Genomic DNA, 26,012 nt, shown 5'->3' on the forward strand with positions numbered 1-26,012 from the left:
ATTTTAGTTTAGTGTTGGGTTTCGTTTCACTCAACCCAACCTACGGTGCTATCAGCTATCAGCTATCAGCTATCAGCTATCAGCTATCAGCTATCAGCTACAAAATTGATTAACTTACAAAAGTTCGTCAAGTAAAGCCTAAAATCATCTGCAAGTGTAGGAGTGCTAGCAAGGCGGTAAAACTATTTATGCCAAGGAGCATACGGTTTGTATGTGACTTAGGCTAAATAGTTTTACCAACGCAGCTAAAGCGAACTACACGAAGCAGAAGGTGATTACATTTGCTCCATGACTTCAATGCCTAACAGATCCAATCCTGTTTTTAGCGTATCTGCCACTAAATTACACAACACTAAACGGCTGTCACGTACGCTTGGCTCTACGCCTTCTTTTAGTACTGGGCAGGCTTCGTAGAATGTCATGTATAAGCTAGCTAGCTCGTATAAGTAGCTACATAATACGTGCGGAGTAGCCTCAGAGATCATTAAATCAAGGACTTCTTCAAGCTGTAGCAGTTTAAGCGCTAGCGCTTTTTCTTGCGGCTCAGCTATAGCTACATCAGCATTTAACGAGGCAGCATCTACACCTGATTTACGGAAAATACTGCGCACTCGCGTATAAGCATATTGTAAGTAAGGTGCTGTGGCGCCTTCAAAGCTTAACATGGTGTCCCAGTTGAATATGTAATCGCTAGTACGGTGCTTAGAAAGGTCAGCGTACTTAACCGCGCCAATACCGACTTTACGCGCAATTTCGCTGCGCTCATGTTCTGATAAATCAGACTCACGCTCAGCAAGTTTTGTTGCTGCACGGCTAATTGACTCTTCAAGTAAGTCGGCAAGTTTAACAGTGCCACCGGTACGAGTTTTAAATGGTTTACCATCGGCGCCCATCATGGTGCCAAACGGGCAAAACTCATAGCTTGTCTCATCACGTAAAAGGCCTGCTTTTCGTGCTGTAAGCTCTACTTGATTAAAGTGAAGGCTTTGACGCGCATCAACAAATATTAAAATACGTTCAGCGCCTAAAGTGTTTGAGCGGTAATTACATGCGGCTAAATCGGTGGTTGCATATAAAAAGCCACCGCCAGATTTCTGCACGATAAACGCTGATGGCTCACCATCTTTGTTGGCAAGCTCATCTAAAAACACCACTTGTGCGCCTTGCGACTCTACAGCAATATTTTTATCTTTTAAAAGGCTAATAATATCGTTAAGTTCGCTGTTGTATGCACTTTCAGCCATAATATCGTCTTGAGTAAGCGTTACATTTAGACGTTTATATACTTCTTCAGAGTGCTTAACTGAGGTTGCTATAAATAACTTCCATAGCTTTTCACAGTGCGCATCGCCGCCTTGTAGTTTAACCACGTAATCACGGGCTTTATCGGCAAAGCCTTCTTCATCGTCAAAACGTTTTTTAGCGTCGCGGTAAAACGTTTCTAAATCAGCAAGCGCTACCGACTCTAAGTCTACGCCTTGGCTAATTTGATCTTCTAAATGCGCAATTAGCATACCAAACTGAGTGCCCCAATCGCCCATGTGGTTTTGGCGAATAACTTTATCGCCTCTAAACTCAAGGGCACGTACAATCGCATCACCAATAATGGTTGAACGTAAATGGCCTACGTGCATTTCTTTTGCAAGGTTTGGTGATGAGTAATCTACTACCACAGTTTGTGGGTTAGAGTGCTCATTCACAGCAAGTTTTGCATCGCTGTTTGCTGCTTTTACACTGTTTGCTAAAAACTCAGGCTTTAAGTGGATGTTAATAAAACCTGGGCCGGCAATTTCTGTTTTTTCAGCAATATCGCTTACATCTAAATTATCAATAATTTTTTGCGCAAGCTCACGTGGGTTGCTTTTCATTTTTTTAGCGGCACCCATTGCACCATTAATTTGGTAATCACCAAATTGCGGGCGTGTGCTTTGTGTAACTGCTGGATTAGTGTCTTCTGGTAGGCCTGCAGCGGTCATGGCGGCAATGGCTTTTTCTACTAAAATAGTACGAATGTTCATTATATTATTTACCTATGTAAGCCCACCATAGCAGGCTTTCAGTTAACTTTAGTCAGTCAGTTCTAATTTTCGCGCGTGTGGCTAAAGGTTACGTCTGGGTAACGCTCTACCGATAAATTTAGGTTTACGCGACTTGGTGCTATGTAAGTTAAGTTATCGCCACCATCAAGCGCTAAGTTGCTTTCGCACTTACGCTTAAACTCTTCAAACTTTTTAACGTCGTCACAATGTACCCAGCGCGCAGTATTTACGTTAACACCTTCGTAAATAGCATCTACGTTGTATTCTGCTTTTAAACGCGCAACAACAACATCAAACTGCAGCACACCTACTGCGCCTACAATCAAATCGTTATTAATAAGCGGTCTAAATACTTGTACTGCACCTTCTTCAGATAGCTGTACTAAGCCCTTTAGTAGCTGCTTTTGCTTAAGCGGATCTTTTAATCGAATACGGCGGAACAATTCAGGGGCAAAGTTAGGAATGCCACTAAATTTAAGCTTTTCGCCTTGCGTAAAGGTATCACCAATCTGAATAGTGCCGTGGTTATGCAAACCAATAATGTCGCCTGCGAATGCATCTGCTGCGCGCTCACGATCGCCCGCCATAAAGGTTACCGCATCAGAAATACTTATTTGTTTACCAATACGCACATGGTTCATTTTCATGCCTTGGCTGTATTTACCCGATACAATACGCATAAAGGCTATACGGTCACGGTGTTTAGGGTCCATGTTAGCCTGAATTTTAAACACAAAGCCGGTAAAGTTTTCTTCAGTTGCAACAACTTGGCGGTCTTCTGTTTCACGCGGCAATGGTGTTGGTGCCCACTGTGTTAAACCATCAAGTACATGGTCTACACCAAAGTTACCAAGGGCTGTACCAAAGTAAACAGGCGAAAGCTCACCCGCTAAAAACAGCTCAAGGTCAAACTCGTTAGAGGCGCCAATCACCAGTTCTAGTTCTTCACGTAATTGCTCGGCAAGCTCTTCACCAATGGCGGTATCAAGCTCTGGGTTATCAAGGCCTTTTACAGTGCGTACTTCTTGAATCGTATGACCTTGGCCTGTTTTGTATAAAACTGCCTCGTCGTTATGAATGTGATAGACACCTTTAAACTCTTTACCACAACCAATTGGCCACGTAATAGGCGCACAGGCAATGTTTAGCTCTGTTTCTACTTCATCAAGTAGCTCCATTGGGTCACGAATATCACGGTCACACTTATTCATAAAGGTAACGATTGGGGTGGTACGCAAGCGCGTAACTTCCATAAGTTTACGGGTACGTTCTTCTACACCTTTTGCGGCATCAATAACCATTAAACACGAATCTACCGCAGTTAAAGTACGGTAAGTATCTTCTGAGAAGTCTTCGTGTCCAGGAGTATCAAGTAAATTAACTAGCGCATTGTTATATGGAAACTGCATGACAGAGGTAGTAACTGATATACCACGCTCCTTTTCCATTTCCATCCAGTCAGACTTTGCATGCTGATTAGAGCCACGGCCTTTTACAGTACCGGCTTTTTGAATCGCTTGTCCGAACAAAAGTACTTTTTCGGTGATGGTGGTTTTACCAGCATCCGGGTGCGATATAATTGCAAAAGTCCTTCGCTTGCTAATTTCGTTGATAATATTCTGGTCTGCCATTAATAAGTTCTTTTAGTTTGATGCCAAGTTACATGCATAACATTAAGTGTATGCAAGGCAACCCGTTAAGTTGATCGTTATTAACTGGGCTTTGAGCAATTTAGTGTGAATAAATTGACAACAATTAACGCCATATAGCTAATTTTTTAATAGTGGCAATTGTAACAGGAGTCGGTATAAAAGTGTGCTATCTAACTTAAAAATATCTTGGCTTTGTCTAATCACTATTTTAGGGGGCCATCTAACTGTAATTTAATCGGTAGATACAATAAATTTTAACAATGATGTTTTCACTTAAAGCACAATAAATAGGGTAATTTTTTTAAAACTTAACAGATAAACTTAAAGTGCCAAGAATATAAAAGTCTCCTTAGCAATAACTTATTAACGACCCATGTATTAAAACATTATATTTTTACTCTAAATTAACGCTAATCGACCTTAGCTTCTTGAGAATTAAACTTGTAACGCATATCATTGATAGATTGCACGGAGGATAAGTAGTTTGGTCATGAAAACCAGTAAGTTAAGCATTCGATTATTATGGTATATAACCCCTTTGGTGATATTACCTTTGCTATTTTTAGGTGGCTTTACCCTAACTAATGTAACCAATTCGACCCAAAAACAAGCCGACCTTATAATGAGCCGCTTTGTTGAGCAACAGCAACAAAAGGTTTTTAACTACATAGACTCGTTTCATTCCACAGCAAAACTACTATCGACCTCACCGGTTTTAAGTGACTTTTTATCAAACGACATTCACGCTGATGGCAGCTATACTCGCCGTTTAGGGGCACTAATGGATGTTTTTGCCAGTTATAGCGAAGCCTACCCAGATATAATTAGTATTAATTTAGTGTCGGCCAGTGGTAAAAGTGACGCGTATTACTCTAACAACCTAACAACCGCACCGCAGTCATACCCATTTTTTAAGCAAGTACTGCAGAGTAATTTGCGCCAGCAACAATTTATGGTGCAAAACAGCGACGGCACCACAAATTTATTTTTTGTACAACGCGTTCAAAGTGTAGATTACTATTTAAAGCGGCCACAACAACTTGGCTTTATAGTATTACAAGTCGAACCTTCTATATTAAACACCAGTATTTTAGAAGCGCCTTACAACAATACTTTAAATTTATTGCTTACAAACGATGGGCAAATTTTATTTAGCTCAGACTACAGTTTACGCGGGCAATACATTACCGAGCACGAGCTTGAACAAGTGCATAATTTAGCTGATGTAGGCACTCTTTCGACTATTGAGCTTTCTAGCATAGACAAAATAGAAAGAATGATTTTTGCCGTACAAATGAGTGGCGGTTATTATTTTGTATCAACTATTCCAAAGGGCGTGCTTTATCAATCGGGTAAGGCTATTAGCTTAATTACAGGCTTAATTGTGATTATTTCGGTGATCACCCTGCCTATTCTTATTTTTGTGGTTGTTCGCAACTTACTACTTAACCCCATTGAGCTTTTAGGGGCGGCTAGCCATCGTGTTGGTGATGGTGATTTATCGGTAAATTTACCGGCTCATACCAATGATGAAGTTGGGGTATTGTTTAACGATTTTAACCACATGATCAACCAAATTAGACACTACCAAGAACAGCTTGAAGAATATAAACACCACCTAGAAGATAAAGTAGAAAGCCGCACTAAAGCGCTTGAAGCGATGAACAGCCAACTTGAACTTGCGATAGCTCAAGCTGAGCAAGCCAACCAGCTTAAAAGTCGTTTTTTAGCAAATATGAGTCATGAGATACGCACTCCACTTACTGCCATTATGGGCTTTACCGAGCAGTTACTAATTAACGATAAAGTGGTTAACGATAAGCAGCATTTAAATACTATTTTAAGAAACTCTAAACACTTATTAGAGCTAATAAACAACATACTCGATTTATCTAAAATAGAAGCAGAAAAGCTTGCAGTAGAGCAAGCGCCACTCAATGTAGTCCAACTTGTTCACGATATTGAATCAATTATTGAACCGCTAGCACGAGAAAAGCAGCTCGCGTTTAGCATTCATTACGAGCTGCCATTACCACGCACTATTTATAGTGATATGACGCGTTTAAAACAAATCTTAATAAATATCGCCAGTAACGCCGTTAAATTTACCGAACAAGGTAAAGTGTCTATTTGTGTGCATTACTTACAAAGTAAGCAGCAGCTTGAGTTTGTGGTTAAGGACACAGGTATTGGTATGTCTGAGCACCAAATAGAGCGTATATTTAAGCCTTTTGAACAAGCTGATGCCACCACAACGCGACGTTTTGGAGGCACAGGCTTAGGTTTGTGTATATCTAAAAACTTAGCACAGTTATTGGGTGGCGATGTTACTTTAAAAAGCGAAATTGGTATAGGCAGTCGCTTTGCTATTACCGTTGATTGCCATATTAACGAGCCTAAACAATCATTAGAGCTTTTAACTGAGAAAGCACAGCTTATTCCAGAAAAAGACCCTTTCTTGTCGTTTGCTACTTCTAGTTTTGATGCCAATATATTGGTGGCCGAAGATAATCCAGATAACCAGCTTCTTATAAAGCTTTTATTACAAACCTGGGGGCTTGAGCCTGATATGGCTAATAACGGTGCTCAAGCGGTAGAAATGGCACTAGTAAATGACTACCAGCTTATTATTATGGATATGCAAATGCCTGTAATGGGCGGCCTTGAAGCAACTAAAATGCTACGCCATGCCGCCTACGATGGGCCTATAATTGCGCTTACCGCCAATGTAATGAACCATGATATAGACACCTATATAGAAGCGGGTTGCGATAAAGCACTCGCAAAACCAATCGATAAGGACGCGCTTGAAAACGTACTGGTAAGCTACTTAAATCTTGAAAAAGATAATCAAAATAAGTGGGATAGCTTACTAAAAAGTGAAAAGTTTCAGCAAATTAACGATAACTATGTGGCTAACCTGCCAAGTTACCTGCAAAAGGTAAACAGCTTAAAGGCGAGTAACGATGCAGAAGCACTTAGAAGCGTAGCCCATAGCCTAAAAGGCAGTGCGGGATGCTTCAATTTTGATGATATTTACCACAGTGCAGCTTTATTAGAAGAGAACTTACTAAGTAACGATCAAACACAGCGCCCTACTTTGATCATTAATTTAATCAATGCAATAGAGCAAACTATCGCTAAAAGTAAAGAAACGGCTTAAAGCTTACAAAAAGCCTAAGTTAAGCGCCATACCCATTAGTATGGCGTCTTCATAACCATTTTTAGTCACATCATCGCTCGGGTAATAATTTTTACGTACCGACATTTGCGTAAAGCCAGCATGTTCGTATAGCTTTATTGCACGCGCGTTTGATTCGCGCACTTCTAAAAACAGATTTTCAGCATTTTGCTGCTCGCCATATTCAATAAACTGGCTAAGTAACTGCCTTGCAATGCCTTTACCTTGCTTACTGGGCGCTACACATATATCCATAAGGGTAAAGTCAGGCCCTGCCTTTTCACCAATATAAAAACCTACTAGGGTGTTTTCATCAAACGCCGCTAAATTAAAGTAACGACCGCCCATGCAAGAGCTCATTGTTTTAAGAGACCAAGGATGAGAGTGACAAGCGGTTTCAATAGCCATTAATTGAGCTATGGCATTTTCGTTTACAGGCTTAAAGTTTATCAAGGTGTGTACTCATTAAAGCCCATAGAGCGCGCTTATCAGAAGCACTGAGCTGTGAAGATGGTAGTGTAAGCTTATCGTCGGTTAACTCTATACCAGCGCCTTTAAAAACATGATTAATTGTTAAAGGAGGTACGCTTAACCGTATATCACTTAATAACGGCTCACTCAGCGTTAAAGGTTCAGCGGCTGTGCTTTGCGAAACGTCTGAAGAAGAGTCATTATTTTTGGGGCGATAGTGCCGATTTAGTTCAAGGTTTTCTATACCAAAAATAGCTGCGTAACGTGGATGCATAACAACTCAGTAAATTAAACACGGGAACAATATATGAAGTAATAAAAACGATGTAAAGAAGAAATGGCAGGGGCGGAGAGATTCGAACTCCCAACCGTCGGTTTTGGAGACCGCTGTTCTACCAATTGGAACTACGCCCCTGCAATGTCGACGAATTATAGAGACCTTTTAGAAAAGGTAAAGTAAAAAATTAACTTTTTAGTTCAATTGCCTTTAAATTATACAAAACGCTGAATTAGCAAGCTAAATAGCGTTATAAAAACACTTTGCCAGCCCAGCAGAGCCTAGATGTTATGCTGTAAATACTCTCACCGGTAATAATTTGGTGCCGAGCATCACGTATTTCATCCGCCCTCATTATTTATGGCGCCTCCTCCCGCCCTAATGCAGCATTTAAGTGCATAAACAAATCAATAACATTAGCAGCATTTATGATACAGTTTAGCGCCTAGGTGATCCGCGCCTTACCACCTAATTGCATATTTCATCATGTATCTTACATACACGGATCATTAACAATGCAAATATGGAGGAGCTTTACTATTAGCCGTTGCTAGTAGTCCACGCCGTGTTATATGAAGTTTAAATCAAAAAAATACAGTATCGATTCAACAGATTACCGAGTAGGGCAAGACAACGTTAGCAAATGGGGCATGGATATTCATACTAATGTATTTTCTGTTTCTATTGGTCTATCTCTACTTTTTATAATTACCCTGCTTGCCCTATCACCTAACGAAGCCAAAGAGGCAATTAACTCAATAAAAAATGCCGCACTAACTAATTTTGACTACGTATTTATGTGGGGTGCCAATATATTACTGCTGTTTGCAGTAGGCATTGCCGCTTCACCACTGGGTAAAATTCGCCTTGGCGGCGATAAAGCAACGACAGACTATTCAACCTTATCGTGGGTATCTATGCTCTTTGCTGCGGGTATGGGTATTGGTCTTATTTTTTGGGGCGTGGCAGAACCGACTGCGTTTTACAGCGACTGGTTTGGCACCCCACTCAATGCAGAGCCCTTTAGCACACAAGGCCGCGAAATGGCTTTAGGGGCTACAGTATTCCATTGGGGCCTGCACGCCTGGGCAATTTACGGTATGACCGCTTTATGTTTAGCCTATTTTGTTTATAACAAAGGCTTACCGCTTTCTATGCGCTCTGTATTTTATCCACTTTTAGGAGACCGAGTCTGGGGCAGGTTAGGTGATGTTATCGATGTAATGGCGGTATTAGTAACCCTTTTTGGTCTTGCGACCTCGTTAGGTTTAGGCGGAGCACAAGCTGCCAGCGGTATTAGCCACGTACTGGGCTTTGAAAGCTCCTTATTATTACAACAAGGCATTATTTTATTAATTATGAGCTTGGCTATCCTCTCTATTGTGCGTGGTATGAATGGTGGCGTAAAACTCCTAAGTAATATAAATATGGGCATCGCCTTCGTGTTTTTGGGGTTAGTGTTTATTTTAAACTTTACCACCGTACTTGATTCTGCCTACACGGCCGTACTCGGCTATATTAAAAATATCATGCCACTAAGCTACAGCACAGGCCGAGAAGATACGCAGTGGCTACATGGCTGGACCGTATTTTATTGGGCGTGGTGGGTTGCATACGCACCTTGCTTTGGTATGTTTGTAGCGCGTATTTCAAAAGGGCGTACCGTACGTGAGTTTTTAGTGTACGTATTACTTATTCCTACTCTCGTAACTAGCGCGTGGATGTCGGTTTTTGGTGGTGTAGCAATTGATCAAATTATAAATAAAATTGGGGTACTAGGGGCGAATCAAGGCATTACAGATGTAACGCTTAGTTTATTTTATATGCTAGATGCTTATTCGTTTGGTACGCTGCTTTCGCTTTTAGCTGTGGCATTAATAATTATCTTTTTTGTCACCACCCTCGACTCTGGCTCTATTGTAATAGATAGCCTTACATCAGGCGGCAAACTAGAAGTGCCTATAAAGCAAAAATTAGTATGGGCCGTTATTGCCAGTATTATTGCTATGTTAATGCTGTGGATTGGCGGCACCGACTCAATTCAAGCGTTGCAATACATTACTATTATCGCCGCCTTACCTTTTACATTTATTTTACTGCTTGGCAGCGTGAGTTTAGTAACAGGCATGCTAACTGAATTACCCCCTAAAACTTAAAAGCTTAGCCTTAAAGTTAGTGCGTAAAAAAGCCCGTTTATTAAACGGGCTTTTTAATGTGCAATAATCAGCTCAGTAAATTAAGCTTACTTATTTGGTATTATTCCCACTCTATGGTGGCAGGTGGTTTACCAGAAATATCGTAAACAACGCGTGAAATACCATCAATTTCGTTAATGATACGGTTAGAAACAACACCTAAAAACTCATACGGTAAATGTGACCAACGTGCCGTCATAAAGTCAATAGTTTCAACACAACGAAGTGATACCACCCAGTCGTATTTACGCGCATCACCCATAACCCCTACCGACTTAACAGGTAAGAATACAGTAAACGCTTGGCTTACTTTATGATAAAGCTCGGCTTTGTGTAGCTCTTCAATGAAAATAGCATCAGCACGGCGTAGTAAATCACAGTACTCTTTTTTAATTTCACCTAGTACACGTACACCTAAACCTGGTCCAGGGAATGGGTGGCGATAAAGCATGTCGTACGGTAAACCAAGTTCTAAGCCTATTTTACGTACTTCATCTTTAAATAATTCACGCAATGGTTCAACTAAGCCCATTTTCATGTCATCAGGTAAGCCGCCCACATTGTGGTGAGATTTAATTACGTGTGCTTTACCTGTAGCAGATGCTGCAGATTCAATGACGTCTGGGTAAATAGTACCCTGACCTAACCATTTTGCATTTTTAAGCTTTTTAGCTTGCTCATCAAATACATTGATAAACGTATGGCCTATGGCTTTGCGTTTTTCTTCTGGGTCTGACTTACCAGCTAGGTCAGCTAAAAATTGATCTTCAGCGTCTACTTTAACAATATTTAAGCCAAACTTATTGCCAAACATATCCATTACTTGCTGACCTTCGTTTAAACGAAGTAAACCATTATCAACAAATACACATGTTAGCTTATCGCCAATGGCACGGTGAATAAGCATAGCCACAACAGATGAATCGACACCGCCTGATAAGCCTAATATCACTTCGTCATCGCCAACGGTTTCTTTGATACGCTCAATGGCATCATCAATAATTTTGGCAGGTGTCCATAGTTTTTCACAGCCACAAATATCAATTGCAAAACGCTCTAATAAACGTTGTCCTTGATGTGTGTGCGTTACTTCTGGGTGAAATTGTACACCGTAAAAACGCTTTTCTTCATTAGACATAGCAGCATGCGGACACGTTGGTGTTTTAGCTGTGGTGCTAAAACTTGCCGGCACTTCCATTACTTTGTCGCCGTGGCTCATCCACACGTCTAAAACGCCGTTGCCGCCATCAGTAATATGATCTTCAATTGCATCAAATAATGCACAGTTACCCACTTTTTCTACCTGTGCATAACCAAACTCTTTTTTATCAGAGCTATGTACACTACCGCCAAGTTGAGCTGCCATGGTTTGCATGCCGTAACAAATGCCCAGTATTGGCACGCCAGCGTTAAACACATATTCAGGTGCACGCGGGCTGTTCTCTAGTGTGGTTGACTCAGGGCCACCAGATAAAATAATACCTTGTGGATTAAACTCGCGAATTTGCTCTTCGGTCACATCCCATGCCCACAGTTCACAATAAACACCAATTTCGCGGATACGACGCGCGATTAATTGAGTGTACTGCGAACCAAAATCTAAAATTAGAATTCGTGAATCGTGAATATCTTTGCTCATGAAGGATCTCGTAAAGTAGATGCTAGATTCCACTAATTTACTTAGTGGCTATAAAAGAGGGCTGGTAATTCCAGCCCCGTAATTTAAACGTGTTGTTTAACCTAAGCGGTAGTTAGGCGCTTCTTTAGTGATTTGCACATCGTGAACGTGCGACTCACCCATACCTGCAGATGTAACACGTACAAACTGAGGTTTTGTATTTAGCTCTTCAATGGTGGCACAACCCGTTAATCCCATTGCGCTACGAAGGCCACCCACTTGCTGATGAATAATCGTTGCAATTGGGCCTTTATAAGCGACGCGACCTTCAATACCTTCAGGTACTAATTTGTCAGCTTGGTTAGATTTTTGGAAGTAACGATCCGACGAACCTTCTTTTTGATCCATCGCACCTAACGAGCCCATACCACGGTACGATTTGTAGTAACGGCCTTGGTAAAGTTCAACTTCGCCTGGCGCTTCTTCAGTACCCGCAAGCATTGAGCCCACCATTACACACGATGCACCCGCAACCAATGCTTTAACAATATCGCCAGAAAAACGAATACCGCCATCAGCAATGACAGGAATGTCACGCCCTTGTAAGCCATCTACCGCATCAGAAATAGCCGTAATTTGTGGCACACCACAGCCTGTAACAATACGCGTAGTACAAATTGAACCTGGGCCAATACCTACTTTAACCGCATCAACACCGGCATCAGCAAGAGCAATAGCGCCTTCGGCAGTGGCAACGTTACCGGCAATAATTTGTAAATCTGGGTACGTTTCGCGAGTTTGAGAAACACGGTCAATAACCCCTTGCGAGTGGCCGTGTGACGTATCGATGAGTAAAACATCAACACCCGCCTCTACTAATGCAGCAATTCGCTCATCAGTACCTGCACCAACACCAACAGCAGCGCCCACACGTAAACGCCCTAGCTCGTCTTTACACGCATTGGGTTTGTCTTGCGCCTTTTGGTAATCTTTTACGGTGATCATGCCTTTTAGTTTAAACGCATCATCAACCACTAAGATTTTTTCAATGCGGTGTTCGTGCATTAAACCCAAAATTTCTTCGCGCGACGCGCCTTCTTTAACTGTTACTAGTTTGTCTTTTTTAGTCATAACGCTAGAAACAGGCTGTTCAAGCTTAGTTTCAAAACGCATGTCACGACCGGTAACAATGCCTAGTAGGTTATTTTCGCTATCAGTCACCGGGAAACCCGAGAACCCTTTTTCTTGCGAAAGAAGCGTCGCATCTGCGATGGTTAAATCGGCAGACACAGTAACAGGAAATGACACAATACCTGCTTCGTAGGTTTTAACTTTACGTACGTTTCTCGCTTGTTCTTCAATAGTCATGTTTTTATGGATAAAACCAAGACCACCTTCCTGCGCGAGGGCAATAGCTAAACGAGCTTCTGTAACAGTATCCATAGATGCTGAAATAAGCGGCAAGTTAAGTTTGATACCACGCGTTAAGCGAGTTGAAATATTTGCCGTGTGTGGCAAAACAGTAGAATGACCAGGTACTAAAAGTACGTCATCAAAGGTAAGAGCTTCTTTAGCGATTCTAAGCATTTTGGCAACTTCTCACATGTGGATCTAAGATAAGGAATTGCGGCCAAATTTTAACAGCGTTGCGCGCATTCGTAAATAATATTTCGCAAATATTTATGATAAACTTATCTCATAACTTACCTCATAATAGTTTTAGGTTGTTTTATATGTTTTCGAAGCCTTCGCAAACGGTATACACCGTGTCGCGCCTTAACAAAGAGATTCGTGCAGTTCTTGAGCAGGGCTTTGCATCGCTTGTTCTAACCGGCGAAATTTCCAACTTTATTACCCCTGCTTCTGGGCACTGGTACTTTTCGTTAAAAGATGAAAAAGCACAAATTAAAGCAGCTATGTGGCGCGGCAACAACCGCAGTCAAAGTTATCGCCCCGAAAACGGCGCTCAAGTAACGGTTAGAGCCCGAGTTTCACTTTACGAACCACGCGGCGATTATCAGCTTATTGTTGAACATATGGAACCTGCAGGTGAGGGCCAGCTTAAGCAAGAATTTGATGCATTAAAAATGCGCTTAGCCGCAGAGGGCTTGTTTAGTTCGGCCTATAAAAAACCACTGCCGCAGAATATAAACCGTGTAGGCGTTATAACCTCAGCAACGGGCGCTGCTATAAAAGATATATTAACCGTACTTAAACGCCGCGCTCCACAATTAGACGTCATTATTTACCCAGCCATGGTGCAAGGCAAAGAAGCCCATGTGCATTTAGTTGACCAAATACAGTTAGCCAATGCACGCAATGAGGTAGACGTACTTATTTTAGGGCGAGGCGGTGGCTCACTAGAAGATTTATGGTGCTTTAACCATGAACTGCTTGCCCGCGCTATTTACCAAAGTGAATTACCTATAGTGAGCGCAGTAGGCCACGAAATAGACACAACTATAAGCGACTACGTCGCTGATGTTCGTGCAGCAACGCCTTCTGCAGCGGCTGAACTTGTTAGCCCTAACACGCAAGAGCTACATAATAAGGTGGTTGAGCTCATTAACCGGTTAAATAATGCCTTTAAACACAATATGGCCGATAAACGCGCACTAGCAACACAGTTACAGCATCGGCTTAATTTGTGTCATCCGCGCAATCAACTAAACCAAAAAGCGCAGCGATTAGATGAGCTAACTATAGCCTTACAACAAGGCATGCGTAATCGCCTATACCAACAAGAGCGCACGCTTAATAATTTGATCCCGCGTTTAATGCGTCAATCACCTGATAAAAAGTTATCGCAGGCCAGTCATCAGCTTATGCAGGTACAAACCCGACTTGAGCAAGCAATGCAGCACAAGTTGCAACACGCGCAAAATAGCTTAGCGCTGCAAGCGAGTAGGCTCGACTCGGTAAGCCCACTTAATGTTTTAGCGCGCGGTTACAGCATCACCAAATCTCAACAAGGCAAAGTGGTTAAATCGGTTGCACACATTAAAAAAGGTGACGTGCTAATCACAGAGCTGGTCGATGGCGCTATAAAATCGACCGCGTTGTAAAGCCCTCTTGATTAAAGCTCTGTGGCCATAAATAAAGTGAGTTCGGTGTCGCTTGACGTTGAGGTTGTTCTTTTAAATTGCAACCAAAACTCTTGCTTCATTAACTTATCGTTTAGCTCTCGCCATTGGGTGTGATCAAACGAATCGTTATCAGTTGGTGCGGCAAGTTCAAATTTACATACTGTGGTTTTACACGCTGCGCTGACAATCTCAGGGATAGCACTTAAATCAGAGGTAAGTAAAAAATCTTGCAGTGCTGTTTCTGTTTGATAGGCCCACTCTTCGTTGCGTGTTTGCTCATCAAATTGCGTTTGCAAAACGGCTTGTGCATCAGAGGGGTCGCGCAATTGTTGCGCCGCGTTTTTCATCAAGGTTTTTTGCGCTGCTAATTGCTGCTTAAGCTGAGCAACTTGCTCTTCTAGAGAAAGCTCATCAAGCGGTTGTGGGTCTGGGTTAGGCGGGTTATCTTTTTGCACTAAAGCAGCGCTTTGCTCAGGGGCAGCTGGTACAACAGGTTTTGTTGTTGCATCACTACCTTTAGGCGGCTGAACAACAGGGGCTTGCTGCTTTGTATTTGCATGTTGTAACTTTGCGGGGCTTGCGTCACTTGAAACCAAATTAAAGTAGCTCCACGTTAAACCTACACCCGCAATAAATCCTATCCCTAGTGTTAATAAGCTATTTTTGTTCATTTTAATTCCTTTTAAAATTTTTTATTTGTACAGGTTAATATTACAGCATAGCGCTGGTGTGTGATTCGTTTTCAGGTTCTTGAGTGGATAAAAAGTTTTGATTCATACTTTGCGCCGGACAGGGGCAATCCGGTCTGCCAATAATTTTAGCTGGTACGCCTACCGCAGTGGTATGTGGCGGTACCGCGGTAAGTACCACAGAACCTGCGCCAATACGTGCGCCCTCGCCTACTTCAATATTACCCAGCACTTTAGCACCTGCGCCAATAAGCACACCGGCTCTAATTTTAGGATGGCGGTCGCCCTGCTCGTTACCCGTACCGCCAAGCGTGACCGATTGCAGTATTGATACGTTATCTTCAATCACTGCGGTTTCACCAATAACAATACCGGTGGCGTGGTCAAACATTATCCCTTTACCAACCTGACACGCAGGGTGAATATCAACCCCAAACACTTCTGAGGTACGGCTTTGAATAAAACGAGCAAGCTCTTTACGGTTTTGCTGCCACAAACAGTTAGCCAAGCGATGCGCCTGAATAGCATGAAACCCTTTTAAGTTTAAAATAACCGTAAGGTAGGTTTCAGCTGCTGGGTCTCTGTCTTTAACGGCTTTAATGTCTTCGGCAACATAGGTAAGCATGCGGTCGCATTTTACAAACGCTTGGTCGAACAACTCACGTATTGTAAAAGCCGATACCACAGCATCTGCCAATTTATTAGCAACAATAAAGCTTAACGCTGAACCCAAACACTCATGATTTAAAATGCATGAATACACATGACTTGCTAAAAGTGGTTCGCGAGTTACAACTTCATTAGCTTCACTACGAAGCTGTTGCCAAATTTCATGACGCATAATACTACACTGCCTTAAATTGATATAAAAAGAGCTTTTTCCCAAGTTTAACGGATTTAAAGCCTAAGGTGTTAACGCCTTAGTTATTTGTTCTGGTTATTAGGTATAACTAAGGGTAAAAAATTATACGAGTGCTAAATCACTCACACATAAAGCATCTTTTCCTTTATCTTTTGCTTTATAAAGTAAATCGTCTGCTTCTTTGATTAAATACGCCGCTGTAAAATCACTACTTGGTGTAATAGTAGTCAACCCTACACTAACAGTGAGGGTTCTGCTGGGCAATGAATGTTTATTTTCAATGTTTAACTGTTTTAGGTTTTCTAAAATACCGTTCAATACTAACAAAGCCTGATCTGAGTTTGTATTGCCATAAACTAATACAAATTCTTCACCACCAAAACGCGCGCATAAATCACTGGGCCGTTTAGTGTGTTCATTAAGTACTTTAGCCACCATTTTTAAACATGTATCGCCTTGTTGATGGCCATAGGTATCATTAAGTAATTTAAAATCATCAATATCAATTATAGCCAGTGAAAACGGCATACTTAAACGCTGACAACGATTCCACTCTTGCTCTAAAAAGGCATCAAAAAAGCTTCGGTTAGCAATATCTGTTAAGCCATCAATAGCGGCAAGTTTTTGTACTTGCTCTTCTGCTAGTTTTCGCTCGGTAATATTTTGATGACTAATAGCGTAATACGCATTATCTATATGGTTAAACGAGACCACACGCATCATAAACCAACGTTTTTCATCTTCGCTATGACACGGATATTCTAGATAGAAGTCGCCATTAGCACCTGAAATAACTGATTTAATACCGTTAAATGCTTTTAAACCGAAGCTGTCTCCTTTTTGCGCCGCTTTCTCACACTCAGTTAAGTAATTTTGTTGCTCCCACATATCACAGCAGGCACAGTCGTTTTGTTCGCCAAAGTTTTGCCAGCTTCGGTTAATATAAACTATGTCGCCGTTAGAATTAATAACCACGACTTGGTCGGGCGTGGTATCGAGTACCAACTTAAAAAACGCTTTATCGTCAATCACGAGCTTTCCATTTTAGCTTTGTTGTTAACTAGTATAATCAATAACAATTTTTTAACACAACATTGTTACTTTGCATCACGCTAATTGCTTAATTTATTAATGTGAAGTAATACACCGTATGACAGTTAAGTGATCTATAAAAATTCATAAAATTTACTTTTACATTAATAATCAAGTACTAATGAAGCATGACAGGGCTGCTGTCATGTGCCAAACTAGCTACTGACATACTACTGACGGCGTAAAAAATAAAAACAAACGCTAAATTAGCATCATCAACTCAACAAGGATAACGATGATGAAAAACGATATATTAAATACAAAACGACTTGGTTATAAATTCTACTTTCAAGATGGCGACAACCAAATTGCCTGTTTTGGTAGTTACTTTACTGGTAAAGAAGAAGTGTACATAAATGATGATTTATTCAGTAAAAAGCGCACTATTAATTGTGCGAGCACACATTCTTTTGATTTTGAGGGCTCACAGTATCAAGTAAAGTTTGACATGCTTAATATACTCACAGGGCGCCTAGAATGCACACTTTATAAAGATGCAAAAATCGTTGCAAAACAAGTTCAATCTAGTCTTTCGGACGACCCTAAAAAGGCAGCATTTTTTCTTGCTGGCTGCACATTAGGCGGAGCGGTGTTTGGCTATACAACGGCAACCATTGTTGAACTATTTGTAGGGAAGCTTTAACGTGCAATTAAATCCTACAACAATTAAATCGCTTAGAAGTAAGTTGAATTGGACACAGCAGCAGCTTGCAGATGCCTGCGACGTAAGCTTGCGGACCATTCAACGAGTAGAAAAACAAGGCGCCGCTTCTAAAGAAACCACTATGGCACTATGCGCGGTACTTGAAGTACGCCAAGGCGAGCTAATTAAACTTGATGAACCTATAAATGACAACGTTAAAAGTACACCAACTAAAAGCTTTTTAGCGGGCGTTGTTATTAGCTCCTTAATAAGCTTTGCTCTAGGCGCAGGTTCAGTGCTTTTAGCGACTAACTAATACCCTACGCTAATTAAATAAAAATGCCCCAGGCTATAAGCACTGGGGCATTTTTTATATATTGAATAAAGCGCTTAAATTACTGAAACACTTTTTCAACGGCCATTACTTCAATATTTTTAGCTGGGATTGCTAATTTGTAATCGGCAATGACTTTATCCTCAGCAACAAGTTCTGCTGGTTTTTTTGTGTTGTAAACCATTGGCGATGTTTGCTCTGACACTAAACGTTTTTTCATGTCTTCGGCGTCACCAGTAATAAACACATACTGCACGTTGTCTGTTTGCAGGTTATCTTTAATCACGCGATTAACATCAGCAAGTGTCAGCTTTTCAAGCTTATTTGTCACGTACTTTACAAACGACTCCGTATTATAAAATTCGCTATCAAGTGCATAGCCTAACTGACGGTTTTGACTTGCGACAAGCTGCGGTACGTAGTTAATTAAAAAGTTACGTGTTGCTTCAAAGTCTTTTTCGGTTAAGCCATTTTTAATGAGCTTATCCAGCTCAAACAATGCAGTACGCGTTGCAAAGTGTGCATCGTTATTAGAGCGCAGCGGGCGTAACCAGATTTGGAATATTTGCTCAGAGCGTCCTAAGTTTGCATCAGGTTTAGTTTGAAACATACCACGCGGGAAGTACTCAATGTAGGCGTAATCACCGTAGTTCATACCCCGTGTTTGACGAATTCGCTCATACAGGTATGAGTTAGAACTACGATGCTCACCAAAGTACGAACGCACAAGCCAAAGGGCGGTCCAATCTTCGCTGCTACGAATAGTATCAATTGGGAACCCAAACGATACCGCGGTAGATTGCGCCGACTTTTCTACAATTGTTGCGTGATGACCTCTAAGTTCTGGCGCATCAGGAATACTTAATCGGCTTTGCTCGCCTTTAGGTAAGGTTGCTAAATCGCTTTTAATTTCGGCTTTAAGTGCTTTTGGCACAGCGCCAATTAAACCCAGTGTTAGTTTAGATTGGGTAAGCTCTGTGTTGTAAAATGCTTTTACATCATCAAGCGTTAGTGCTTCTAAATCCGAAATATCGCCGAAGTTGTAGCTTTTGTATGGGTGGCCTTTATAAAGCGTGCTGTAGAGTACTTCTTTACCTAGCTCTTCATCGTTAGATGCTTTTAAGCCCGACTTAATACCGTCGATCATTTCCTTTTTAAGGCGTTTAAAGTCATCGTCTCTAAAACCTGGGTTAAGCAGTTGCTCGCTTATAATTGCATACCATGTTTCAGCATTGTCTTTATGTATACGCCCTTGGAACGACAGCATTTCTTTATCTATTTGATAACCGAAACTACCCGCAAGCGGGTAAAGCGCTTTTTGTATCTCTTTGTAACTCGTACTTTGCGAACCACCTTGAGCAAGCATAGCGGCTGTAAGCGCAGCAACCCCTTTTTTACCTTTAGGGTCTGCGGCAGCCCCTGTATTGAATAAAAAGTTTACATCAATCAGTGGCGAGCTATTGGTTTTATCAAGTACTTTAAATACTGGTGCTTCAGGGGCTTTATCAAGTTTTGCGACTAACGCGTTTAAGCTTGTTTCTTGCTCAAACCCAGGGGCTTTATCAAGTGCCGACATAGTTACGGTTGTACGCGTGTCATCTACAAAGTATTTATTAGCCACGGCTTTAATATCTTGTGCTGTGATGTTGTCGGCCGATTTATAAAGCTGGTTAATTACCTCTGGATCGCGCTCAAAATGCATGTATCTTGCAAGGGTTGACGCAATTGCTTGTGATGAATCTAAGCCGTTAATAAAGCTGTATTTAAGGTTCGATTTTAAATCACTTAGTTTTTGCTCATCAACAAGTTCGGTACGTGCTTTTGCGTAAGTGCGATTAATAGCATCGCGTGCTTTTGCTAAATCATCTTCATTTTCTACTTTTACAAATACATGCAATAAACCAGGATCTTTTGTCTCTGGATTGTAGGTAAACATTTGACTCGCTATTTGTTTTTCAACAACCAATTCTTGGTATAAATCTGAGTTATTTGAAAAATAAAGTTGTGAGATTAAATCAAGCGCGGCTCTATCTTTTTTTGCAGGCTCCCAGGCCGCACCTTTGTAAGATACAAGCAACCAATGACCCGGCAGACCTTCGTTTTTCTCATGTACATATTTAGGCGCTTGTTGTGCAGGCTCGGCTTTTATATCGGCAACGTAATTACCTTTTTTCCAGCCACCCCAATGTTTTTTCACCATAGCCATCGTGGCTTTAGGGTCTACATCGCCAACAATTACTAGCGATACATATTCTGGCTTATAAAACTTATCAAAAAATTCTTTACCGTACGCCATTTGATCTGGCATGGCTTCAATATCTTCAAAAAAGCCCATGGTGGTATGTTTATAGGTGTGTGTATCAAACGCTTCTTCGCGAACTGCGCTCAATAACTTACGAATTGGGCTGGCGTTATTTTTTAAATACTCCCCTTTAACCGTTAGCGCTTCGGTTCTAAATTGCTCTTCGGTGTAGGTTAAGTTTTGAAAAATATCGGCTTCAATTTCAAGTACTTTATCAAGGTGCTGCTTTGAAAAGTTTAAATGGTAGTTTGTGTAATCATTAGTGGTGTAAGCACGGTTATCTACCCCTGCATTTTTAAAAATGGCAGTGTATTCGTCTTGCGGGAATTTTTTAGAGCCTTTAAACATCATGTGCTCAAAAAAGTGAGCAAACCCGGTTTTACCTTCTTTTACTTCATTTCGTGAACCAACCGATACCGGAATTTGCAGCGACACGACATCGGGGTAATCGGTTTTAACAACCATTACACGTAAGCCGTTATCAAGCTCTTCGATTAAGTACTCTTGCGAAAATACACGCTCATCAGCGGCTGTTGTTTGCTGTTGCTGTGCTGCTTGGGTGTTTTCGCTTTGCTGTGTTGCGCAGCCTGTTAGTGCCAGCGATACCGCTAAGCTTGTTGCTAGTAATTTAAATTTCATTGTTGTCCCTTTTTAAATTGAGCAAATTTGTTATTAGATTTAATGCTAATTCATAGTTGATTATGCCCTAAAGGAAATGATTGTAAGAGCTTTGCGACGGTTTTAATGTAAACAACTGTGTCAATTCCCTATTTTAAAAACACTTAAGCATGAAAAATACTCAAGTTAATTGAAAAACTTTCACCAAATAAATCTATCTAGACGTCTAAATGGCTGCTATATTAAATTACATACATTGGACTAAGCTGGAATGAGGATTATGGCTTTATCACTACAAGAAAAAATAGAAGACACCAATCAAGGTGTTTATCTTATTGGTACTACCCCGCCTAAAATTGGTACTGATAAAGTGCAACTAAAAATCATTGCAGAAAAACTACTTGCTCGCTTACACGAAATTGAATACGACGGCGTAATAATTTACGACATTCAAGATGAAAGTAGCCGTACAGATAAAGCACGCCCATTCCCGTTTAAACAAACGGTTGATCCGCGTGAATACAGCCACTTACTACGTAATTTATCTGCTCCTGATGTTATTACTTACAAAAGTGTGGCACAGCGTGGTGTAGAAGAGTTTAAAGGCTGGTTGGATGAAACCAAAAGCGACTACGATTTAAAAAATGTGGTTTTAGTGGGTAGCCCTTCATCGGTGGGTGATATAAAACTAAGCTTGCCCAATGCCTATAAAACGCTTGCAGAGCAAAGTGATGACTTCTTTTTAGGGGGCGTTACCATAGCAGAGCGCCATGCAAGTAAGCGAAATGAGCACGAGCGCCTTATAGAAAAAACAGCACAAGGGTGTCAGTTTTTTATATCGCAAGCGGTTTACGACGCACAAGCAACGATAGAGCTAATCACTAGTTATGCGCGTACCTGTAAAGCGCAAGGTATTACACCAAAACGAATTATTTTAACGTTTACCCCGTGCGGTGGCGATAAAACCTTAGAGTTTATGCAATGGTTGGGTATCTCAGTGCCAGAGGCCACTAAATGGCGCATGCTTGATGCAGAGAACACCTTAAGTGAATCGGTACGTATTTGCCGAGAAAACCTCGACCTAATACTTAAAAGCTGTGCGCATCTTGATGTGCCACTGGGCTTAAATATTGAAAGCTTAACAAACCGTAAAGAAGAAATTGACGCATCAATAAACTTATACCGTTTATTAAAAGCCACGATGGAATTAAACTTAGCCGAAAAACAAATCGCTTAGAGCCTCATTCTCCCCGTTTATAGCAAGCCTAATGGCTTGCTTTTTGTTACTATGTTTAAGTGTATTGCTTTTATTATTATGCTTTTTTAGCCAATTTATACGCTTGTTTATTTTTATACATTTGGTGATCGGCCAAATTTAATAACGTATCAAAAGGTTGCTTTTGTTTATTAGTAAAACTTTCGCCTATGCTAAGTGTCAACGCGCATACGTTGTTTTCTAATAGTGCGTTTGTATACTCAATTTTTATTTTATCAATAATATGGCTAAGCTTACTTCTATCACTGATTTGCATCACTGCTACAAATTCATCGCCCCCTAAACGCCCTACTATATCAGCCTCTCTTAAATGTGTTTTTAAGGTATTTGCCAAAATAATTAGTGCCTGATCGCCTATATCATGGCCATAAGTGTCGTTTAGTTTTTTAAAGTCATTTATATCAATAAACAAGCAACACACATCAAAACCTAAACGCAGCGCTAAATTAAGTTTGTGTTGGGCAAGTAAGCTAAGTGCACGGCGATTATAAATATTGGTAAGCGGGTCAAGCATGGCTATTTCGCGCATTTGCTCAAAGCTATAAATAAGGGCTAAATCGTCTTCAATTAAATCACGAAGCTGCTCTATTAGCTCAAAATATTCATCGGTGTAACTGGTTTTTTTTGAATCTTTTAAACACAAGGTGCCAAATACTTCACCTTCAGGCCAGTGAATTGGCAAGCCTAGGTAGGATTCAACGCCATCTTCAATCACCTCGGGCATGGTATTCCACTGCGTATCGTTGCGGGTATCGCTAACATACAAAGTGTTGTTGTTTTCGGCTACATATTTACAAAATAAGGGCGTTTCTGGAGGGAGTATAGGGTTGGTTTCAAAGTGTGAGCCGCCTTCATTTGCTCTAATAACTACGCGATAGCCTTTACTAGTAGCCTGAACTATATAGCCGGAAGGAGCCGAAAAAAGCCCCGTAATCAGATCAATGGTTTTTTGCCATTTATGTAATGATATTTGGCCATCGATACCAGAAAATGCCCATTTATCTGTTTCAAACATAACTATACCTCAGCTATTTAGTCGCCTTAGTATAGCCAAATAAATATGTTTAAGGCTACTTTCTGCGGCGTTTACTTGGTGCTCTTTGCCCCGTAATGCGCTTTTTATCGCGATCTTTACGGGCTTTATTGGTGTTTTTACGGTTATCTTTAGGGGGCTTGTTTAAATCAGGCTCGTAACCTTCTAGCCATTGTGGTGTTAAACGGGTATCAAGTAGTACTTCAATTTCTTCCAGTAGCCATTGCTCGTCAATACTTACCAGCGACATGGCAAGGCCTTGCTCACCAGCGCGCCCTGTACGGCCAATTCGGTGTACGTAATCTTCTGCTATGTAAGGTAGCTCAAAATTTATTACGTACTTAAGCGCGGGAATATCTAAACCGCGGGCAGCTACATCGGTGGCAACTAATACGCGCGTTGTGCCTTCTTTAAAGTTTTGTAATGCACGGTCGCGTGCACCTTGCGATTTACCGCCATGGATAGACTCAGTTTTTAAACCGTCTTTACACATTTCTTTGGCAAGTTTATCGGCCATTTGTTTGGTACGTGTAAATATAAGTACTTGGCGCCAATTTTTCATGCCAATCATGTGTGATACTAGCTCGCGCTTTCTATCTTCATCAACTGCGTAAATAACTTGCTCTACTTCAACGGCGGCTGAGTTACGTTTATCAACTTCAATCAGCTCGGGGTTTTTAAGTAGCTTTTTACTCAGCTCAAACACGCTGTCATCGAATGTGGCTGAGAACAATAAGGTTTGGCGATCGCCTGGAATGTGGCGCAAAATACGTTTTATTTCATCAATAAAGCCCATATCCAGCATACGGTCGGCTTCATCAAATACTAACGAATCAACACTTGAAAGCACCACACTGCCTTTAACGATATGATCAAGTAAACGCCCAGGCGTTGCGACTATCACTTGCGCCGTTTTAAGTGCTTTAATTTGTGGGCCAATACTTGCGCCGCCATACGCTAAAGCGCCTTGAATATTGCTGCCTTGAGCGTATTTTTCAAAGCTTGCAAATACTTGCTGAGCAAGCTCACGTGTGGGGGTTAAAATAACCACTCGGGCTATACCTGGCTCATCTTTTTTTGGTGTATTTAAAAGCTTATGTAGTAGTGGTAGTACAAAGGCGGCTGTTTTACCTGTGCCTGTTTGCGCACTGCCCATTACATCGCTGCCCGCTAATATGTGCGGAATAGTTTTAACCTGAATGGCGGTAGGCGTGGTGTAATTATTTTGCTCAATTGCTGTTAGTAATAACGAATCGAGTTTTAGAGATGAGAACGATGTGGCAGACATAGGCTTAGCTTTAAAATAACAAAGAGCACCATTATACCTGAGCTTTAGTAATAAAAAAGGCGCTATAAATAGCGCCTTTATTTAAAATAAACTTTAAGCCGGTTTTAAGGTGGCTTTTCGCTCATTATAAAACGCGATTAAGTCATCAACCGTTGCTTGGCAGTATTCACGAATACCCGACACTACCATGTGTTTTTCACCAAAACCGACTTTTTCGCCGTTTTCTAATAGGTCAAAGCGCAAGGTAATTTTGCCGCGCTTACCTGTGTACTCAAAACTTGGCTCAGCAAACTCAAGCGTTGGCGCTTGAATATCAATGTTATCAAGATTAATGATCATCGACTCGTAAATAACCATAGGGCGCGCTGGGTTAATCATTACATCTTGCTTGCCCATTAGCGGAATAATTACATGCGGAAATGCAGCACCAGAAAATTCAACATAGTTTTTTATTAAGCTATTTGTCAGTGTTGGGCACTTGCTGGTTTGGCCTTCGCGTTTTACCTTTAAAATTACTTTGTCGCCATTGGTTACATCAAACTCATCAGCCCCTTGTGGGAAATTAAGTTTAGTGTTTTCGTCAACCATACCGGCAAAGGTAAATTCCATTCGCTCACTTATACCGTAGCGGTCTAATACTAAAGAAAAAAGTAAGTCTCCTGGCGCGCAAAACTTTTTGGCATCTTTATCATGAAGTGGGTTGTAATCATCGGCAACGCACTTTGCGAAACGACACCCTTGCTCACGAGAGATAGAAACATAGTCAGCATGCTGCTGAAAGTAAGGACTTAACATAGATTGTTCACTGCTTAAACTGCTTATAACCTGCCCATACTACCAGAAAAAATTTAAAGAGAGGTCGAATCACTTACAAATTCATACAATTAACTTAAGGGTAAATATTGCACATACCTGTTTTAGTTAGTAATTTAGGTACCAAACTTAAATAAGGGACTAATTATTATGTTACGTGTTTTTGCAGCAATAAGCGTATTCACTGCTTTAACTGGATGCTCAAACGTGACTTTTCATACCGATATAGATAACGATGTTTTATCTGAGGAAATTGGTACGTACGTTAAAAAACGAGATTTACAACAGTTTTATAGCGACCAAGAAGCACACGAAAGTGGCGCCACACTTTTAGGCCGAATTGAAGGCAAAAGCTGCAGTGGAGATGGTAGAGGCAACAGTAGTATAAGCTATAATCGCTCTAAATCAGAGTCTATAGATTTACTTAAAGCTGATGCAATGCGCAGAGGTGCTAACGCCTTTACTATAAATTCTTGTCGCGAAATATCTGTATCGTATTGTGACCTGTCTGTTTTATGCAGCGGACAGGCCTACGACTATTAA

General features: G+C 41.0%; 20 protein-coding genes and 1 tRNA gene. 7 read left to right on the top strand and 14 right to left on the bottom strand.

Going from position 1 to position 26,012, the window contains the following annotated elements; genetic code table 11:
* Positions 1–275: 275 nt before the first annotated feature.
* Positions 276–2,018 carry an arginine--tRNA ligase gene (gene argS, locus CWC17_RS08215; RefSeq protein ID WP_138612569.1) on the bottom strand — a complete coding sequence of 581 codons (1,743 nt, stop codon included), beginning with the start codon at positions 2,016–2,018 and terminating at the stop codon, positions 276–278.
* A 62-nt stretch (positions 2,019–2,080) separates the two neighbouring features.
* Positions 2,081–3,670: a peptide chain release factor 3 gene (prfC, locus tag CWC17_RS08220; protein WP_055015145.1), complete on the bottom strand. Its 1,590-nt coding sequence runs from the start codon at positions 3,668–3,670 to the stop codon at positions 2,081–2,083.
* Between the two features lie 511 nt (positions 3,671–4,181).
* Between prfC and CWC17_RS08225 the strand changes: the two genes are divergently transcribed.
* Complete coding sequence (locus tag CWC17_RS08225) at positions 4,182–6,854, top strand: ATP-binding protein (protein ID WP_055015144.1); 2,673 nt, start codon at positions 4,182–4,184, stop codon at positions 6,852–6,854.
* Between the two features lie 3 nt (positions 6,855–6,857).
* Here the strand turns inward: CWC17_RS08225 and rimI are convergent, their stop codons facing one another.
* From rimI to CWC17_RS08240, 3 genes are all read right to left on the bottom strand, one after another.
* Positions 6,858–7,325, bottom strand: a complete 468-nt coding sequence (gene rimI / locus CWC17_RS08230) for a ribosomal protein S18-alanine N-acetyltransferase (RefSeq protein ID WP_138612570.1) — start codon at positions 7,323–7,325, stop codon at positions 6,858–6,860.
* On the bottom strand, positions 7,312–7,617 hold the full coding sequence (locus tag CWC17_RS08235; protein WP_138542019.1) for a BRCT domain-containing protein: 306 nt from the start codon (positions 7,615–7,617) through the stop codon (positions 7,312–7,314). The genes rimI and CWC17_RS08235 overlap by 14 nt, the downstream gene beginning before the upstream one ends.
* Before the next feature lie 64 nt (positions 7,618–7,681).
* Positions 7,682–7,758, bottom strand: a tRNA-Trp gene (locus tag CWC17_RS08240).
* Between the two features lie 434 nt (positions 7,759–8,192).
* Between CWC17_RS08240 and CWC17_RS08245 the strand changes: the two genes are divergently transcribed.
* Entirely contained in the window at positions 8,193–9,776 is a 1,584-nt protein-coding gene (locus tag CWC17_RS08245; protein WP_138612571.1) for a BCCT family transporter, read from the top strand.
* A 100-nt stretch (positions 9,777–9,876) separates the two neighbouring features.
* Here the strand turns inward: CWC17_RS08245 and guaA are convergent, their stop codons facing one another.
* A complete protein-coding gene (guaA, locus tag CWC17_RS08250; RefSeq protein ID WP_138542017.1) occupies positions 9,877–11,454 on the bottom strand; it encodes a glutamine-hydrolyzing GMP synthase in 1,578 nt (525 codons plus the stop codon).
* Positions 11,455–11,550: 96 nt separating this feature from the next.
* Complete coding sequence (gene guaB, locus CWC17_RS08255) at positions 11,551–13,020, bottom strand: IMP dehydrogenase (protein ID WP_055015139.1); 1,470 nt, start codon at positions 13,018–13,020, stop codon at positions 11,551–11,553.
* 146 nt (positions 13,021–13,166) lie between these two features.
* On the opposite strand from guaB, the gene xseA reads away from it, so the two are divergent.
* The gene (gene xseA / locus CWC17_RS08260) at positions 13,167–14,498 is read left to right on the top strand and encodes an exodeoxyribonuclease VII large subunit (protein ID WP_138612572.1); all 1,332 of its coding nucleotides are present in this window, start codon (positions 13,167–13,169) and stop codon (positions 14,496–14,498) included.
* Positions 14,499–14,509: 11 nt separating this feature from the next.
* On the opposite strand, the gene CWC17_RS08265 is transcribed toward xseA, so the two are convergent.
* The 3 genes from CWC17_RS08265 to CWC17_RS08275 all read right to left on the bottom strand — a co-directional run bounded on the left by CWC17_RS08265 (position 14,510) and on the right by CWC17_RS08275 (position 17,102).
* Positions 14,510–15,190, bottom strand: a complete 681-nt coding sequence (locus CWC17_RS08265; RefSeq protein WP_138612573.1) for a hypothetical protein — start codon at positions 15,188–15,190, stop codon at positions 14,510–14,512.
* A gap of 40 nt (positions 15,191–15,230) precedes the next feature.
* Positions 15,231–16,049 carry a serine O-acetyltransferase gene (gene cysE / locus CWC17_RS08270; protein ID WP_055015136.1) on the bottom strand — a complete coding sequence of 273 codons (819 nt, stop codon included), beginning with the start codon at positions 16,047–16,049 and terminating at the stop codon, positions 15,231–15,233.
* Between the two features lie 123 nt (positions 16,050–16,172).
* A complete protein-coding gene (locus CWC17_RS08275) occupies positions 16,173–17,102 on the bottom strand; it encodes a sensor domain-containing diguanylate cyclase (RefSeq protein WP_138612574.1) in 930 nt (309 codons plus the stop codon).
* A gap of 295 nt (positions 17,103–17,397) precedes the next feature.
* Between CWC17_RS08275 and CWC17_RS08280 the strand changes: the two genes are divergently transcribed.
* Positions 17,398–17,805 carry a hypothetical protein gene (locus CWC17_RS08280; RefSeq protein ID WP_138542013.1) on the top strand — a complete coding sequence of 136 codons (408 nt, stop codon included), beginning with the start codon at positions 17,398–17,400 and terminating at the stop codon, positions 17,803–17,805.
* A 1-nt stretch (position 17,806) separates the two neighbouring features.
* Positions 17,807–18,121, top strand: coding sequence for a helix-turn-helix transcriptional regulator (locus CWC17_RS08285; RefSeq protein WP_138542012.1), 315 nt, complete (start codon positions 17,807–17,809; stop codon positions 18,119–18,121).
* Positions 18,122–18,200: 79 nt separating this feature from the next.
* Here the strand turns inward: CWC17_RS08285 and CWC17_RS08290 are convergent, their stop codons facing one another.
* On the bottom strand, positions 18,201–21,080 hold the full coding sequence (locus CWC17_RS08290) for a M16 family metallopeptidase (RefSeq protein ID WP_138612575.1): 2,880 nt from the start codon (positions 21,078–21,080) through the stop codon (positions 18,201–18,203).
* 259 nt (positions 21,081–21,339) lie between these two features.
* Between CWC17_RS08290 and CWC17_RS08295 the strand changes: the two genes are divergently transcribed.
* Positions 21,340–22,296: a methylenetetrahydrofolate reductase gene (locus CWC17_RS08295; protein ID WP_138612576.1), complete on the top strand. Its 957-nt coding sequence runs from the start codon at positions 21,340–21,342 to the stop codon at positions 22,294–22,296.
* A 76-nt stretch (positions 22,297–22,372) separates the two neighbouring features.
* Here CWC17_RS08295 and CWC17_RS08300 read toward each other — a convergent pair whose 3' ends face one another.
* From CWC17_RS08300 to CWC17_RS08310, 3 genes are all read right to left on the bottom strand, one after another.
* Entirely contained in the window at positions 22,373–23,350 is a 978-nt protein-coding gene (locus CWC17_RS08300) for a sensor domain-containing diguanylate cyclase (RefSeq protein ID WP_138612577.1), read from the bottom strand.
* A gap of 55 nt (positions 23,351–23,405) precedes the next feature.
* Positions 23,406–24,656 carry a DEAD/DEAH box helicase gene (locus CWC17_RS08305; RefSeq protein WP_138612578.1) on the bottom strand — a complete coding sequence of 417 codons (1,251 nt, stop codon included), beginning with the start codon at positions 24,654–24,656 and terminating at the stop codon, positions 23,406–23,408.
* Between the two features lie 93 nt (positions 24,657–24,749).
* Positions 24,750–25,451, bottom strand: a complete 702-nt coding sequence (locus tag CWC17_RS08310) for a DUF3581 domain-containing protein (protein WP_138542007.1) — start codon at positions 25,449–25,451, stop codon at positions 24,750–24,752.
* A 168-nt stretch (positions 25,452–25,619) separates the two neighbouring features.
* On the opposite strand from CWC17_RS08310, the gene CWC17_RS08315 reads away from it, so the two are divergent.
* Entirely contained in the window at positions 25,620–26,012 is a 393-nt protein-coding gene (locus tag CWC17_RS08315) for a hypothetical protein (protein ID WP_138542006.1), read from the top strand.

The organism is Pseudoalteromonas sp. S3785, from assembly GCF_005887365.1.
Taxonomy (GTDB): domain Bacteria; phylum Pseudomonadota; class Gammaproteobacteria; order Enterobacterales; family Alteromonadaceae; genus Pseudoalteromonas.

Bases quoted from the DNA above. Each gene is read 5' to 3' on its own strand.
- CWC17_RS08225 (WP_055015144.1), top strand. From the start codon at position 4,182: ATGAAAACCAGTAAGTTAAGCATTCGATTATTATGGTATATAACCCCT.
- CWC17_RS08245 (WP_138612571.1), top strand. From the start codon at position 8,193: ATGAAGTTTAAATCAAAAAAATACAGTATCGATTCAACAGATTACCGA.
- prfC (WP_055015145.1), bottom strand. From the start codon at position 3,670: ATGGCAGACCAGAATATTATCAACGAAATTAGCAAGCGAAGGACTTTT.
- CWC17_RS08265 (WP_138612573.1), bottom strand. From the start codon at position 15,190: ATGAACAAAAATAGCTTATTAACACTAGGGATAGGATTTATTGCGGGT.
- CWC17_RS08310 (WP_138542007.1), bottom strand. From the start codon at position 25,451: ATGTTAAGTCCTTACTTTCAGCAGCATGCTGACTATGTTTCTATCTCT.
- CWC17_RS08300 (WP_138612577.1), bottom strand. From the start codon at position 23,350: ATGTTTGAAACAGATAAATGGGCATTTTCTGGTATCGATGGCCAAATA.
- argS (WP_138612569.1), bottom strand. From the start codon at position 2,018: ATGAACATTCGTACTATTTTAGTAGAAAAAGCCATTGCCGCCATGACC.
- cysE (WP_055015136.1), bottom strand. From the start codon at position 16,049: ATGCGTCATGAAATTTGGCAACAGCTTCGTAGTGAAGCTAATGAAGTT.
- xseA (WP_138612572.1), top strand. From the start codon at position 13,167: ATGTTTTCGAAGCCTTCGCAAACGGTATACACCGTGTCGCGCCTTAAC.
- CWC17_RS08235 (WP_138542019.1), bottom strand. From the start codon at position 7,617: ATGCATCCACGTTACGCAGCTATTTTTGGTATAGAAAACCTTGAACTA.
- CWC17_RS08280 (WP_138542013.1), top strand. From the start codon at position 17,398: ATGATGAAAAACGATATATTAAATACAAAACGACTTGGTTATAAATTC.
- guaB (WP_055015139.1), bottom strand. From the start codon at position 13,020: ATGCTTAGAATCGCTAAAGAAGCTCTTACCTTTGATGACGTACTTTTA.
- CWC17_RS08315 (WP_138542006.1), top strand. From the start codon at position 25,620: ATGTTACGTGTTTTTGCAGCAATAAGCGTATTCACTGCTTTAACTGGA.
- CWC17_RS08295 (WP_138612576.1), top strand. From the start codon at position 21,340: ATGGCTTTATCACTACAAGAAAAAATAGAAGACACCAATCAAGGTGTT.
- CWC17_RS08305 (WP_138612578.1), bottom strand. From the start codon at position 24,656: ATGTCTGCCACATCGTTCTCATCTCTAAAACTCGATTCGTTATTACTA.
- CWC17_RS08290 (WP_138612575.1), bottom strand. From the start codon at position 21,080: ATGAAATTTAAATTACTAGCAACAAGCTTAGCGGTATCGCTGGCACTA.
- guaA (WP_138542017.1), bottom strand. From the start codon at position 11,454: ATGAGCAAAGATATTCACGATTCACGAATTCTAATTTTAGATTTTGGT.